This window comes from Tateyamaria sp. LSS28, assembly GCF_059611725.1.
Genome location: NZ_JCAPFI010000006.1, coordinates 307716 through 321371, shown reverse-complemented (window position 1 = coordinate 321371; position 13656 = coordinate 307716). Strand labels below are relative to the sequence as shown.

General features: G+C 55.9%; 13 protein-coding genes. 10 read left to right on the top strand and 3 right to left on the bottom strand.

The genetic code is table 11. The annotated features are described in order from the left end of the window. Nucleotides 1–51: 51 nt before the first annotated feature. A complete protein-coding gene (locus AC53L6_RS19400; RefSeq protein ID WP_496909017.1) occupies nucleotides 52–1257 on the top strand; it encodes an acyl-CoA dehydrogenase family protein in 1206 nt (401 codons plus the stop codon). 161 nt (nucleotides 1258–1418) lie between these two features. On the opposite strand, the gene AC53L6_RS19395 is transcribed toward AC53L6_RS19400, so the two are convergent. Then, a complete protein-coding gene (locus AC53L6_RS19395; protein ID WP_496909016.1) occupies nucleotides 1419–1823 on the bottom strand; it encodes an RrF2 family transcriptional regulator in 405 nt (134 codons plus the stop codon). Between the two features lie 107 nt (nucleotides 1824–1930). Between AC53L6_RS19395 and AC53L6_RS19390 the strand changes: the two genes are divergently transcribed. The 9 genes from AC53L6_RS19390 to AC53L6_RS19350 all read left to right on the top strand — a co-directional run bounded on the left by AC53L6_RS19390 (nucleotide 1931) and on the right by AC53L6_RS19350 (nucleotide 10117). Further along, nucleotides 1931–2218, top strand: coding sequence for a DUF6525 family protein (locus AC53L6_RS19390; protein WP_496909015.1), 288 nt, complete (start codon nucleotides 1931–1933; stop codon nucleotides 2216–2218). A 12-nt stretch (nucleotides 2219–2230) separates the two neighbouring features. Further along, nucleotides 2231–3754 carry an ABC transporter substrate-binding protein gene (locus AC53L6_RS19385; protein WP_496909014.1) on the top strand — a complete coding sequence of 508 codons (1524 nt, stop codon included), beginning with the start codon at nucleotides 2231–2233 and terminating at the stop codon, nucleotides 3752–3754. After that, the gene (locus AC53L6_RS19380; RefSeq protein WP_496909013.1) at nucleotides 3751–4434 is read left to right on the top strand and encodes an ATP-binding cassette domain-containing protein; all 684 of its coding nucleotides are present in this window, start codon (nucleotides 3751–3753) and stop codon (nucleotides 4432–4434) included. The genes AC53L6_RS19385 and AC53L6_RS19380 overlap by 4 nt, the downstream gene beginning before the upstream one ends. Beyond that, nucleotides 4428–5153, top strand: coding sequence for an ABC transporter ATP-binding protein (locus AC53L6_RS19375; RefSeq protein WP_496909012.1), 726 nt, complete (start codon nucleotides 4428–4430; stop codon nucleotides 5151–5153). The genes AC53L6_RS19380 and AC53L6_RS19375 overlap by 7 nt, the downstream gene beginning before the upstream one ends. Next, nucleotides 5150–6088, top strand: coding sequence for an ABC transporter permease (locus AC53L6_RS19370; RefSeq protein WP_496909011.1), 939 nt, complete (start codon nucleotides 5150–5152; stop codon nucleotides 6086–6088). Before AC53L6_RS19375 ends, AC53L6_RS19370 begins: the two co-directional genes overlap by 4 nt. Beyond that, a complete protein-coding gene (locus AC53L6_RS19365) occupies nucleotides 6081–6872 on the top strand; it encodes an ABC transporter permease (protein WP_496909010.1) in 792 nt (263 codons plus the stop codon). The genes AC53L6_RS19370 and AC53L6_RS19365 overlap by 8 nt, the downstream gene beginning before the upstream one ends. Beyond that, nucleotides 6872–7753: a DMT family transporter gene (locus AC53L6_RS19360; RefSeq protein WP_496909009.1), complete on the top strand. Its 882-nt coding sequence runs from the start codon at nucleotides 6872–6874 to the stop codon at nucleotides 7751–7753. The genes AC53L6_RS19365 and AC53L6_RS19360 overlap by 1 nt, the downstream gene beginning before the upstream one ends. A 363-nt stretch (nucleotides 7754–8116) precedes the next feature. Further along, nucleotides 8117–8548 (top strand): universal stress protein, encoded by a 432-nt coding sequence (locus AC53L6_RS19355; RefSeq protein ID WP_299204660.1) that lies wholly within the window; start codon nucleotides 8117–8119, stop codon nucleotides 8546–8548. Nucleotides 8549–8560: 12 nt separating this feature from the next. Continuing rightward, the gene (locus tag AC53L6_RS19350; RefSeq protein ID WP_299204663.1) at nucleotides 8561–10117 is read left to right on the top strand and encodes an alanine/glycine:cation symporter family protein; all 1557 of its coding nucleotides are present in this window, start codon (nucleotides 8561–8563) and stop codon (nucleotides 10115–10117) included. A 69-nt stretch (nucleotides 10118–10186) separates the two neighbouring features. On the opposite strand, the gene AC53L6_RS19345 is transcribed toward AC53L6_RS19350, so the two are convergent. After that, complete coding sequence (locus tag AC53L6_RS19345) at nucleotides 10187–11449, bottom strand: helix-turn-helix transcriptional regulator (protein ID WP_496909008.1); 1263 nt, start codon at nucleotides 11447–11449, stop codon at nucleotides 10187–10189. A 33-nt stretch (nucleotides 11450–11482) separates the two neighbouring features. Then, a complete protein-coding gene (locus AC53L6_RS19340; protein ID WP_496909007.1) occupies nucleotides 11483–13354 on the bottom strand; it encodes a serine hydrolase in 1872 nt (623 codons plus the stop codon). Between the last annotated feature and the right edge of the window lie 302 nt (nucleotides 13355–13656).

The window sequence follows — 13656 nt, the reverse complement described above, 5'->3', positions numbered from 1 at the left end:
GCAGAGTGATGTGGCATGTTCTGACTGCCGGTTTCTGAAAGGAAGACACCAGTGACTGATAAACTCGCTGCCATCCTAAATGCTGCTCGTGACCACGCCGAGCAGGTGATCTTGCCGAATGTGGATGCATGGAATGCCGCCAAGATGTGGCCCCGTGATGCATCGGACAAGGCCGGGGCTGCTGGTCTGACCGGCCTTTATGCACCTGAAGAGTTTGGCGGGCAGGGGTTGCCCTTGTCCGAAGGTATCCAAGTTTACGAGCAGTTGGGCCTTGGTGATGGGGCATATGCTTTTGCCCTATCCATGCACAATATTTGTACGTTTGCGGGATGCAGCTACGGTACTGATGCCTTCAAACAGCACTGGGCCCGCGATCTGACGTCCGGCCACAAGTTGGCGAACTTTGCGCTCACCGAACCACAGTCCGGTTCGGACCCGATGCAAATGTACACCCGGGCTACAATAAACGACGATGGGACATGGACGATCAGTGGATCAAAAGCATGGGTCAGCCTTGCGACAGAAGCCGATATTTATTTAACCGTCGTCAAGACAAGCGATGCGCCCGGGCACAAGGATATGGCAATGATCGCCATTCCTGCCGATGCACCGGGGATCAGCTTTGGTCCGCTCTACGATACCCCGTCCTACAACTTCCTGCCCATGTCTGAAATGTATCTCGACAAGGTGGTCGTCAGCGAAGACAACATCATCCTGCCTATTGGTCAGGGCCTGCAGGGTTCGCTTATGGCGATCGACATTGCCCGTGTTTCTATTGCATCCGGATGCTGCGGCTTGATGCAATCGGCCCTGGATACGGCACTGTCCTATTCCAAGAACCGCAAGATGTTTGGTGGCAGAAACCTGGATCTCGATGGCATTCAATGGATGCTTGGCGAAGTCGCGACCGACCTTGAAGCGTCAAGACTGCTCTATCGCAGAGCGGCCGAGGCGCTTGGTACGCCGGACGGCCCTTTGATGGCTGCCCATGCAAAACGATTTGTCCCGGACGCTGCAGTGAAGGCTGCAAACACCTGCACTCAAGTCCTTGGTGGCATGGGTCTTTTGCAGCCTTACCGTTTGGATCGTCTGTCCCGCCTTGCTCAAATGCTTCGGATTGTAGACGGAACCACAGAAATCAGTCGCGTTGTGATCGGGCGCGCGTTGCAAAGAAGGGCGGCGGCGCTGCCGGACCTTCCGGTTCCAAAAGGGTTTGGCGAGCAGCACGAACAAGCTGATGAGATTGCGGCGCAATAAAAGACGAAAAGGACGCACTACGACGATATGATGCCTGGCAAACCGGTCGCACAAATGCAGCCGGTTTGCTGCATTGAAGACCAAAATTGTGCACGCTGCGCACCCACGAACGAGGCAAAAATTCCACCAGCAAGGATGTCCTCGGGGTGGCGATGTTGCGATCAGTTGCCGCGAACTTCGGAGATTGAGGTTTCACTCAGTCTTTGGATCAGCCTTTGTTCGACATCTTCCAGAACGCCAGTGACCCGTTTATGCAAAGCTTTTTCTACAGAACATGCAGGCGCTTCATCACTGTCACCACCGGTGACCAAACGCTCATTGAGTGCAAGGTAAACATCGGCAAGTGTAATGTCTTCCGGTGCCTGTGCCAAACGCCAGCCACCTGAATGCCCCTTTTCCGAGGTCAATAGCCCGGCTTTTCGAAGTCGGCCCAGGACACGGCGTACGACCACGGGATTGGTACCAGCGTGTTCGGCGATATCTGCGGATGTACGCATGCGGCTCGGATCGCCCGCCATATGGCTTAGCGTGTGCAGGGCAAGTGACAGGCGACTGTTTCGCTTCAACGCGTAGTTCCGCTTATTTTGACGCTCACGTAACAAACGATGTTGCGTATATTATGTAGCTCCGCTAGTTGCATGAATACCCTTTTTTCAAGCTTTGACCATTCAAGATGTCTGCGCAACTCACTCGCAATCTCGGACAAACAAGCCTTCGTGGCAAGCGTCGTCTCAGCGATCCGATGCGAACATATGACTCTCTGCCGGCACCCCTTCGGCAGTGGCTTTCACAGGCAGTTCTTCCATGGTCCCCCACATCAGCGCGTCGCATTTGGAACAAAGCTCATGCAAGAGGGCACAGTGTTGAAGAGACGCTGTATTCACTCTCGCAGGTCGAGGCGCGCATGCTGACGCGCGACAAGTATGCAACTCAACACGCCATTACCAATTCTCAAGCCTAAAGGAGCTTCCCGATGTCTATCGTCACCAGACTTGTCTTTGCTGCAATCGTGACGCTGAGCCACGCGTTGCCGACATTTGCCCAAGAGGGAAGTCTCAGCATATCGACCGGCTCGGGTCCGAGCGCTGAGGTGCCAGACCCCCGGGCTGGTTACAATGGATGGCTATCCAACCAGACCGGCGTCACCGAGACGTTGATGGGGATCGATTATGACCTGAAGCTTTATCCGCGTCTGGCTGAAAGCATTGAACAGTCTTCACCGACAAAATGGCGTGTTACGTTGCGGGACGGAGTACAGTTCCACGATGGTACGCCGCTGACGGCACAGGCCGTGATTGATGCGATTGCGCCGATTTCGGATCAGAGCCACCCGGGGCACAACGCCCGGGTGATGAACCTGCTGGATCTGGCGGAAATGTCAGCCGACGGCGATAGCGTCGTGGTATTCGAGACCAACAGCCCGAACGCGGCCTTCCCTTGGACGCTGTCTGAACCCGGTATCGCGATTCTAGGCCCGCCGTCGGATGCGTTTCCGATCAATGCGACTGGCCCGTATTCTTTTGCAGAGGCTGTACCGAACCAGTTTTATCGTGTTGAAGCGAACCCGAACTATCGGCTTGGCGCTCCCGGCTTGGAAGAGGTTCGTGCGGTTGTGTCCGGCGATCCGGCCACGGCGGCCCTGGCCTTCGAGGCGGGCGAGGTCGATATGGTTATCAATTACCCGGAGAGTGATTTTGAGCGGATCAAGAGCACTGGTGCACTTGGCTTTTCTGAGCCAACGGCCCGCCTTTATTTCTACACAGTGAATGCTGCCAGCGGGCCGATGGCCAACCCGCTGGTGCGCCGCGCTGTATCTTTGGCAATTGACCGTCAGGGCATCGTCGATGCTGTTCTCTCTGGGGTTGGTGGCTCTGCTGCCGGGACTGTGTATCCTGACGGGAAGGGCTGGGCTGCCGATGTTCAGGCAGTGTACGATCCGGCAAAGGCTGAAGAACTGTTGTCAGAAGCTGGTGCCGTCAAAGAAGGCGGGCGCTGGATGCTGGATGGTGAGCCGCTTGAGATTGACATCGTGACCTATTCTTCGCGCGCGGCCTTGTCACCGACGGCCGAACTGACACAGGCATTTCTTTCGGCCATCGGGATCATAGCGAATGTCAAAATCGGCGAATGGGGGGCGAGCAGCGACGCTATCGCGGACGGCTCAGCTGATCTTTTCCTGCAAGCCTGGGTGACTACGCCACAAGGCGATCCAGGTGCGGTTCTTGAAACACTGTTGAAATCCGGAGGTGCTTCGAACTCCGGGAACTATACGAACACCGCCTTGGACAAGTTGCTTGAGAAAGGCCGCCTTACATTTGACCACGAAGAGCGAGAAGCGATCTATGACGAAGCGCAGCATATCATCGCAGCAGATACCGCCATCATTCCTGTCTTCCATGTCAACCAAGTCAATGTCGCCAAACCCGGCCTCACTGGCTATGCCGTGCATCCAACCGAGACCTACTGGATCACGCATGAAACGAAGTTCGTTGAATGACGCTTTCCGCTTCCGGCCTAAGTGCGATGCGCTCAGGTCAGACCATTCTTTGTCCAACCTCACTTGCAATTTCACCCGGTGACAGGATCGGACTGGTTGGAGCGTCGGGATCGGGTAAGTCGACGCTAGGGCACGCATTGGTTGATGCGTTGAGGGCGCAAAACCATACCGTGGCGCATGTTCCCCAAAGCCCGGACGAGGCACTGGACCCGCTGCGCAGCATGGCATTCCATTGGCGTGAGGCAGAACAGGCTTTGGGTTTACAGCCGGGTGCCGCCGATCAGAAGGCCCTCTTTTCATCGCTGAAAATCGAATGCGGCGATCTGCGCAAGCGGCCCTGGGCGTGGAGCCGAGGGATGCAGCAGAGGTTCGTCATTGCAATGGCGTTGATGGGGGTTCCTGATCTCATCGTTCTTGATGAACCAACATCGGCGCTGGACCCGGTGATCGCGGCTGCAACCATGGGCTTGCTTGATCGACATCTTCGGGGCAGCAAAACTGCAATGATGCTTATCACTCATGACCTCGGATTGGTTGCGCGACGCGTTTCGCAATTGATGGTGATGCACGAAGGGCAGATCGTGGAGCGCGCATCAACAAAAGACATTCTTGAACGCCCCCAATCGGAACCCTCTAAAGTGCTCGCGGCTCATCGAAACTGGTTTGCCCTGCCATGTTGAAGGTCGATCACGTCTCGGTCAAACGCGGTGCTTCTGTCGCGCTCAAGGGCATCTCACTTTCGCTGGACCCTGGAAAAACTCTGGCTGTTGTCGGCGAAAGTGGTGCGGGAAAATCGACGCTGATTGCAACGATCCTTGGCCTTTTAAAACCTTCGCTTGGTTCGATCACATGGGCTGGCGCACCTGTCCGATCCTGCAAACCTGCGCTGGTCATGCAAGAACCTCGCTCTGCTTTCAATCCAGCACTATCCTTGCGCCACTCCGTTTTGGAGTCGGTCACTGCTGGTAAGCTTAAGGTGCAAGACGACCGCTTGGAACGTCTATGCCGCGGTCTCGAATTACACCCCGGCCTTTTGGACAGACGCCCCAGCGCGGTTTCAATCGGACAGGCGCAGCGGGTTGGCATCCTTAGGGCGTTGATCGCCGCACCGCCATTTGTTCTCTTCGACGAACCGTTGTCGGCTCTGGATGCTGTAACGCAAAAGCACACGGCGAAGCTGATTGCGGACTTGCAGGACGAAGAAGGTTTCGCCGCTTTAATCGTGACACATGATTTGGGATATGCCGTTGCCCATGCCGATGAAATCGCGGTTTTAAAGTCCGGTCGGATCGACGAAATCTCTACGCCGCAAGTATTCATGGCGTCACCGAAATCTGAATATTGCCGAACCTTACGAGATGCAGCCGTGGTGCTTGGCGCATTGGAACTGCCGGTATGATCGCAAGTATTGTTGACCTCGTTCTGCGTGCATTGATCGTTCTCGCGGGCACGGCATTGGCAACTTTTGCGTTGCTGTGGCATGCCCCTGGCGATCCCGCTCAGTCGATCGCCATGGCGCGATTTGATGCTCTCGTAACTGACGAAGTGATCGCCCTAGTCCGGGAAGAGGTCCGGCTCGACGTTGGTTTTTGGTCTGCATTCCAGTCTTGGGTCCGCCCTCTGCTTGTATTCGATTTTGGAAACTCATCGGTCACAGGCCGGGAGGTATTGCCTGACCTGTTGACGGCAATTTCCTATACTGTTCCGCTCGCATTGTTTGGTCTTGCCATCGGCCTCGTTGTCTCAATACCATTGGCCTTTGTCGCCACCAAACGACCGGGCGGCTGGCTCGATCGGTTGGCGGTTGCCATCGCATCTCTTGGGGCTGCCATTCCGGCCTACTGGCTTGGACTTTTGCTTATCCTAATCTTTGCTGTCCATCTTGCCTGGCTGCCTGCCATGGGCGCGCGCACATCGGCCCATGTCGTGTTACCAGCCCTTACGCTCGGTCTTGGTGTTGCTGCATCGCTAACCCGCATTATCCGTTCAGGCATCCTTGAGGCACGCGCCCAGCCATTTTTGCCAGCCATCAAACGCCGGGGCGTTTCATCGAAGGCGATTGGCAGAGATCACGTGGTGCCCCATGCTGCGATCCCGGTACTTACTGTATTGGGCTTAGAAATGGCCTTCCTCCTCGAAGGGGCGGTCATGGTCGAAATCATCTTCGGCCGTCCAGGTCTGGGAACCTTTCTGGTGACGGCCATCGAAGCACGTGACTTTCCACAAGTGCAGGCCGTGGTCATCCTGACAGCACTGCTATTTGTCACCGTCAATCTGGTCATTGATGTCATCTACCGCGCACTTGACCCGCGCATTGGAGAGCAAGATGCGTAGCGTTGTCGCGCTTGCAGGGATCATTGCACTACTCGTCGTGTTTGGACCCGTCTTTGCTCCGTATGAGCCGACAATGATCGACATCCGCAACCGTCTCAGCCCACCCAGCATGGAGTTTTTGCTCGGAACCGACGCCCTTGGTCGCGATATCCTGTCCCGCCTGCTTCATGGAGCGCGGTGGTCCCTGGGGCTGGCGTTCCTGATTTCGGTCATTGGCCTTTGTGTCGGCACGGCAATCGGCCTGGCCGCCGCGCTGGGCGGCAAGTTGGCAGATTGGGCCGTTATGCGAACAACCGATACATTCCTTGCCTTTCCCGATCTGGTGGCGGCCGTCGTGATTGCCGGGCTAATGGGCGCTGGCACATGGAGTTTGATCTTCGCCCTTAGCGCGACCGGGTGGATGAGATACGCACGGGTTGCCAGAGGCGTTGGGCTTTCGCTCAAAACCCGAGGCTATGTGATTCAAGCGAAACTCGCTGGAGTGCCTCCTTGGGCGATCGCACGCTGGCACTATTTACCGTCTCTCTTACCCTCGCTCACAGTAGTGTGGACCGGGATGTTTGCTCGCGCCATTCTGGGCATCTCCGCGCTTGGGTTCCTTGGTTTCGGTGTCCAACCACCGATGCCGGAATGGGGAACGATGCTTTTGGATGCCCGTATCCACATGCGGTCGACGCCGCTGCAAATGATCTGGCCCGGTTTGGCGGTGGTAACCAGTGTTCTTGCCATCAACCTTGCCGGGGACGCGCTCCGGGATGCTTTGACGGAAAAAGACGCCGAGTAATGAGCGGCACGGATCGCCCAGCTTTCGGTGTCACATTGCGCCTGCTGTCTGGCCTTCTGGGTGCGGGAATGTTCGTCAGTGTAAAGGCCGTCAGCGACAAGGTTCCATTGGGCGAGATCGTCTTTTTCCGCTCCTTCTTTGCGCTTGTACCTTTGGTGATGTTTCTTTGGATCAGGAATGAGTTTCCCGGTGGCTTGGTAACAAGACGACCCGGCGCTCATTTCATCCGGTCCGGTTTCGGCGCACTGGCACTTTTTACATCCTTTGCCGCGATTGATCGTCTGAACTTGGCCGAGGCCATCCTGATTGCGCAGTTGACCCCGGTACTGGTTTCTGTGGCTGCAGTATTCCTGCTCTCGGAAAGGATAACCCAATGGCGGCTAGGCGGGCTGGTTCTGGGGTTTTCCGGCGTCGTTGTACTGGTCTGGCCGGAATTGGATGGCGGATCCAATAGCAGTGCAAGGTTGCTGGGATACGCAATTGGCCTGGTGTCTGCGGTCTTGTCAGCTCTGGCACTTATCATGGTGCGCAGCCTCAACAAAACTGAAAGCCCGGGCGCCATAGCACTCTATTTTGTCTTGGCCTCCATGATCGGTGCGTTGTTTACGCTGCCTTGGGGCTGGGTCATCCCAGACATTCAGACACTGCTCCTGTTGATCGCTGCAGGTGTGTTCGGTGGATTTGCCCATATAGCGATGACACTTGCGTTTCGTTACGCCGAGGCCTCGCGTCTGGCGCCATTCGAATACGTGGCGCTTCTGTGGCCGTTTTTGGCGGACCTGTTCATTTTCAGGCTACAGCTGTCGACGGCATTCATTTTCGCGGTTCCTTTGTTTTTGGCGGGCGCATTGTTCGCAGCAGCCGAGAAGAAAAAGAACTAATGAAATGCCTCAGTGTCGATACCCAAGATGAGGAACTGCCTAAGGGCCAGCACACTGTTGCAGGGTGCTTTTCTATTCCCTACGCGGCATCCTCGCTTCCAGGGTTGGGGTGCAAGATCAGTTGATACGCGCCGTGTAAGGTCGGAACTCTGCGAGGTCTGCAGACGGGTGTTCGTGCGCCCGCCATTCGAGCAATTGTGCAGTCCGGAAGTGTGACCCAATCAAGATTCCCGTCAATGTGGTGGACCGGTTGGCATCTATCCCATAGCCTACCGTCAGAGCAGCAGAATAATGCAGGCATACGGAGGTGCCACGCCACTCTCGTGAATAGATCATAAGAACTTACAAAATAGGGACAGCCTCATGAAGTTAGTTATCGGCCTAGACGGGCAAAGCTCGGGGGACAAAGCCCTCGACTTTGCCAAGGATTTGGCAGCCAAAACGACTGCTTGCGAGTTGATCATTGTCTACGTGATCGAATGGTCGCCGTTTTCTTTCCAGACCGCAGAGGAAAACGCAGAACGGCACAAACGGCGCGAGGAAGAGATTGCCGTTGCAACAGAAAGGGTCGTTAATCCGGCGGTGGCGTCGTTGACTGAGGCCGGATTGTCGGCACGGGCAATTGTACGGCACGGGGATGTGGCTGACACCATAGACGACATTGCCCACAAAGAGGGTGCGAGCCAGATCATCGTCGCCCGCAGCAGTGCCGGTGGATTGACATCGCGCATCTTCGGCAGCTCGACCGCAAATCTTGTCATGAACGCCCGCGTTCCTGTCACTGTCGTCGCATAAGGATTGCAGAAAATGAAAAAGATTTATTCGATACTCCTCGCGCTGTCGGCGCTTGTTGCTGTCACCATACCTGCGCAGGCGCAGGATGCGGCACCGTCGCTGGATGCGCGTGTGAACGAAGCCTTCGCCAATTTCACGGGCCCCTTCGTGAATTTCATCTTTGCCCCGATCCCCGGCACGTCCTTTCCATGGATCGTGATGTGGCTCGTCATTGGTGCAACCGTGTTCACGATCTACTTTGCCGCAGTGCAGTTTCGGTTTTTCGGACACGCTATCGGCTTGGTCAAAGGCGATTATTCCGACCCGGATGACGCGGGCGAAGTCAGCCACTTTCAGGCGCTTGCAACTGCACTTTCAGGGACAGTTGGTCTTGGGAATATCGCAGGCGTTGCCGTTGCCGTTGGGATCGGTGGGCCAGGGGCGACATTCTGGATGATCCTTGCAGGTCTCTTGGGCATGGCGTCCAAGTTCACCGAATGCACCTTGGGTGTGAAATACCGCAATGAATACCCGGATGGCACCGTGTCCGGCGGCCCGATGTACTACATATCCAAAGGATTTGATGAGCTGGGCCTGCCGGGTGGCAAGATCCTCGCCGTGCTGTTTTCGGTGTTCTGTATCCTTGGGGCCCTTGGCGGCGGGAACATGTTCCAGGCCAACCAAGCACATGTGCAGATCACTGTGATCACCGGCGATTATCCGGGCTGGATCACAGGCGTCATCTTTGCAGCCGTTGTCTTTGCGGTGATCGTAGGTGGGATCAAGTCCATCGCGAAAGTGACCGAGAAGGTCGTGCCGTTCATGGGCATCATGTATGTCGGCGCGGCGCTGATCGTTCTGATCGTCAACTATGACATGATCGGCTGGGCCATCAGCCAGATATTTGTCGGCGCGTTCACCGGGCTTGGCGTGGCAGGCGGACTTGTCGGTGCGCTGATCCAAGGCTTCAAACGCGCGGCCTTCTCGAACGAGGCGGGCGTGGGCTCTGCAGCGATTGCGCACTCGGCGGTGAAAACCAAAGAGCCGATTACCGAGGGGTTCGTGTCCTTGCTTGAGCCATTGATCGACACGGTTGTGATCTGCACGATGACGGCCCTGGTTATCATCATCTCGCAACAACTGATCGTTGATCAGGCAACAGGCAACTACATGCTGAATGAAGCGGGCAGTGCAATTGCGACAGTAGACGGCAATTCCGGTGTGGCGTTGACGTCGGCGGCGTTCGGGTCCGCGATCGGCTGGTTCCCGTTTGTCCTTGCGATTGCAGTGATCCTGTTTGCCTTCTCGACGATGATATCGTGGTCCTACTACGGGCTGAAGGCATGGACCTATCTGTTTGGCGAAGGCAAAACGACGGAACTTGTGTTCAAGATCATCTTCTGCATCTTCATCGTCATCGGAGCGGCGGCAAGTCTTGGGCCAGTCATCGACTTCTCGGATGCGGCGATCTTTGCGATGGCTGTGGTCAATATCTTCTGCCTCTACTTCCTGATGAAAGTGGTGCGGGCAGAGCTGAACTCTTACAGTGATCGTCTGAAGTCAGGCGAGATTAAGAAGTTCGCGCACTAAACCATCGGAGATGTGTTTGAGAGGCCGCTCGGTTCAGAGCGGCCTCTTGTTTGTCAGACCGATGGGTTTTTAAGGTTGTCTCACTTCGTGTGTTTCTATGCGCGCGCGATACTGCGACGGGGTCACCCCAAGCTCGCGCTTGAACGCCGTGTAGAAAGAGGATCGCGAGTTGAAGCCGACGTCATAGGCGATGACCAGAATGGTCGCATGGGTGGTACGCAGCCGCTCTGCCGCATCTCGAATTCGCCAACCGTTGATGTAGTCAAAGAAGCGTATCCCGATTTTTTCGTTCAGGGCTTGCGAGGCATAGTGAGTTGTGACGCCAATCCGCCCGGCCAGATCCCACAGCGATAGATCAGGTTCGAGATAGAGCTTCTGTTCGGACATCAACGTGTCGATCTTGTTTGCGATCCTGTCCAGACGCATCTCGCTCAGCCCGCTTTTGCCGTATTTTCGTTGCGGCTCTGTTTCCTCGGGCACAGGCGTATCCGGTTTGGGTGACGGAGTGATGCCCGGCCGCTGCCGCGTGCCCCAAAGCGCAATGCTCCATATGAGCGCGTACTGCACGATGATCATGGCAACAAGTGAGTCAAACACCGCCGCCCCGGGAAATGAGAACTCAGCCAAAGAGGCGACAATCGGGATCAGGTTAAAGCACCAGAAAACGATGACTGCAGCCGCCAACCACCGGGCCCAGGCCATCTCCCTGCCTTCCGTGCTGGCAAACAAATCCTTCAGGCGGGTTCGGTATTGCCGCAACCGCAGCATGATCAATATCGCGTAGATCGGTACCAGTACATAGAACAAGGCCGTCGCAGCATACAGTCCAGCAAAGGCAATGGTTTGCCAGACAACGTGGTCGGGCGCGTCTGGATACAGGCTGGCCTTTAGTTCGGCGGGCAGGACCAGAACATACAGATAGACGATGCAGGCGAACACGATAGGCATGGCATGCCATCGCCAGCGCGGTTGTTCAGAGTGTTGGGTCGGATCACAGGTCAGCCGATGCACATAAAGCCAGAGCAAAAAGGGCTTTGCCATCGTCAACGGCACTTCCGCCAATTCAAGTGCGAGGTTGAGAAGGGGCAGGGTGCTCCCAAGGCTGAGAATACTGACTGGCAGCGCCAGCAACTCAATCGCATTGGCCCAAAAGAACAGGGCAAGTGGCACGCGCACGTGCCGATGACCATCTTGCAGCAAGAGAAGGTGTCCGCAAAACGCTGACAGGACGAGTAAACCAATCCCCGCAGCGAGCCGCATACTTTCAATGTCAAAATTCAACTGAGTGGGGTCCATGAGGTGTTCGCCATCCACGAAGAGGGGGGCACACATGACTTGCGTGCCCCCGCTTTTTCCTTGGTGTGTTCAGAAGATAAAACTGTCTTCCGTCAAGGGCTCGCAAGAGGTTGAGAAGATGGCAACCTCGTTGTCGCCATAGCTGACGCGCGTGTGTGATCCATAGCTGTCGATTTGCAGATCTTCGAAGCTGAGTCCGGTTTGTGAGAAATCCAAAAGGTCCTCATCGGCGTTGAAGCCAAAGACGCGATCCTGACCGGAATTGTCCTGGAAGACAAAGGTGTCTGCTCCTTCGCCGCCCCACATCAAATCACGTCCGTCACCACCGTTCAGAATGTCGTCACCCTCGCCACCACGGATCATGTCATTACCATCTCCGCCGGACAGCGTATCGTCGCCGTGACCGCCACAGACATGATCGCGTCCGTCACCCCCGTCGATTTTGTCATCGCCATGATCGCCGCGCAGAAAATCGTTGCCATCGCCGCCGGAAATGTTGTCATCACCATCGCGCCCTTGGATGAAATCGCGGCCGTGACCCCCGTCAATTTTGTCGTCGCCATAGCCACCACGCAGATGATCATTGCCGGCGCCGCCAATCAGTTGGTTGTCGCTGTGGGCTGCATCTGGTGTTTGGCGAAGAACGTCAATGAAATCCCGACCATCGGTGCCGATCGACAGGGTCGAGCCGTCCGAAAAGGTGAAGCGACCCGTATCCAGATCACCCAGTCGGCCTTCAAAGGTCAGGCTGGCGTTGCCCAGTTCCAAAACAGTTTCTGGTCCGCCCGGCGCATCTTCATCCTCTGTCAGCGAAATCTCGGCCGCTGTACCGGCGATGGTAAAGCTTTCATCCGACGGATCAAAACTGGCCCATGAATGATCGTTGTAGATTGCGGAAAACGCCTGAAGCAAAAGAACGGTTGGTTCGACTTCGGAAAGCGTCGCCGCTAGCGAGAAGATTGTACCGGATTCGACATGCAGGAAAGTCGCTGTGTTTGTCCCCAGGGTACCGCCCGCGAACCCAATGAACTGTTGCCCATACGCGATGCCCGACGACAGACCAAGGCTTTCTCCATCCAGACTTGGGGTGCCATCCGGTGCACGGAAGTCCAGCATCTCTTCCAGTTGATCGGGTGGCAGCAGCGTACGAGAGACCAGTAACGCGTCCATGAAACGGATCATGTCTGAAGTGGTTGATACAGCACCGCCAGCCGCACCAAAATCTATGGGTGCATCTGTGACATCCATGATATTGTCAGGGAAAAGCTCCGCATAGGACCGCAGCATGCCGTCTGTTTGGCCTTCGGATCTCATTGAGCTGTCATCCATGCCAGCAACAGAGAAAATACGGTCGGACACCACTTCTGCAAAACTATCACCAGTCTTTTGTTCGATCAGCTTTTGCAAAAGCAGATAGTTTGTATTTGAATATGCGTAGGCTTCGCCCGGCGCAAAGTCAGCCGGTTGCTCTGCAACAAGCGCCAACATGTCGTCGGGCCCAAAGGGTTGAGTTGGATTGGCCAACAGTTGTTCGATGAAAGCCGGCAACTCACCCTGACCGGGGATCGTGTCGAAATCTGGGATGCCGGACCGATTTGCCAGCACTTCGCGCACTGTCACCTCACCAATGTTGGGGATGTCTTCTAGGCCAGCGATGTTCATCTGCTCTGCCAAAGGCGCGTCGAAATCGATGACGCCTTCGCCGACCAGTTGTTGCACGATCACTGATGTCATCATTTTGGTCTGTGACCCGACCTCAAATGTATTGTCAGTGCTGGCGGCCTGGTCACCAAAACGCTCAGTCGTTCCGGTCGCATTACGAACGGACAAGCCGTCGCGCACGATTTCAAGTAGCACCGCAGGCGCTTCGTTGCTGTTTGCAAATTCCTCCAAGGCTTCTGCAGGGCCGGAGTTCAGGGCGTCAGGGTCAAATAGGGACATGGTGTCAATCCTTGTCGAAGTCGGAAATTGGACGGACGCATCGGCCCGCTACATGCCATTTGAGTGATTGGGACAAGAGATGCGTCCGGATCGGTCGGGCCGGACAAAACAAGAGATACGGACATCCGCAACTTGGCAAAACACCCCGCGTTTGATACCCGTCAGGCACGGTCGGCAGACACCGAGGCGTCGCTGCTCTTACCAGAGTGCTAAACCTGCCAGCGAACCAAAACGAAAACGCATGAAGTAGGGCGTCTTTCGTCAAGCCAGCGACCGACGAGTGAGCAAAACGCCCGACTTGG

Excerpts from the sequence above, each read along its gene's own strand:
- AC53L6_RS19390 (WP_496909015.1), top strand. The coding sequence starts at position 1,931 with ATGTCTGCGCAACTCACTCGCAATCTCGGACAAACAAGCCTTCGTGGC.
- AC53L6_RS19385 (WP_496909014.1), top strand. The coding sequence starts at position 2,231 with ATGTCTATCGTCACCAGACTTGTCTTTGCTGCAATCGTGACGCTGAGC.
- AC53L6_RS19380 (WP_496909013.1), top strand. The coding sequence starts at position 3,751 with ATGACGCTTTCCGCTTCCGGCCTAAGTGCGATGCGCTCAGGTCAGACC.
- AC53L6_RS19375 (WP_496909012.1), top strand. The coding sequence starts at position 4,428 with ATGTTGAAGGTCGATCACGTCTCGGTCAAACGCGGTGCTTCTGTCGCG.
- AC53L6_RS19370 (WP_496909011.1), top strand. The coding sequence starts at position 5,150 with ATGATCGCAAGTATTGTTGACCTCGTTCTGCGTGCATTGATCGTTCTC.
- AC53L6_RS19365 (WP_496909010.1), top strand. The coding sequence starts at position 6,081 with ATGCGTAGCGTTGTCGCGCTTGCAGGGATCATTGCACTACTCGTCGTG.
- AC53L6_RS19360 (WP_496909009.1), top strand. The coding sequence starts at position 6,872 with ATGAGCGGCACGGATCGCCCAGCTTTCGGTGTCACATTGCGCCTGCTG.
- AC53L6_RS19355 (WP_299204660.1), top strand. The coding sequence starts at position 8,117 with ATGAAGTTAGTTATCGGCCTAGACGGGCAAAGCTCGGGGGACAAAGCC.
- AC53L6_RS19350 (WP_299204663.1), top strand. The coding sequence starts at position 8,561 with ATGAAAAAGATTTATTCGATACTCCTCGCGCTGTCGGCGCTTGTTGCT.
- AC53L6_RS19345 (WP_496909008.1), bottom strand. The coding sequence starts at position 11,449 with ATGTGTGCCCCCCTCTTCGTGGATGGCGAACACCTCATGGACCCCACT.
- AC53L6_RS19340 (WP_496909007.1), bottom strand. The coding sequence starts at position 13,354 with ATGTCCCTATTTGACCCTGACGCCCTGAACTCCGGCCCTGCAGAAGCC.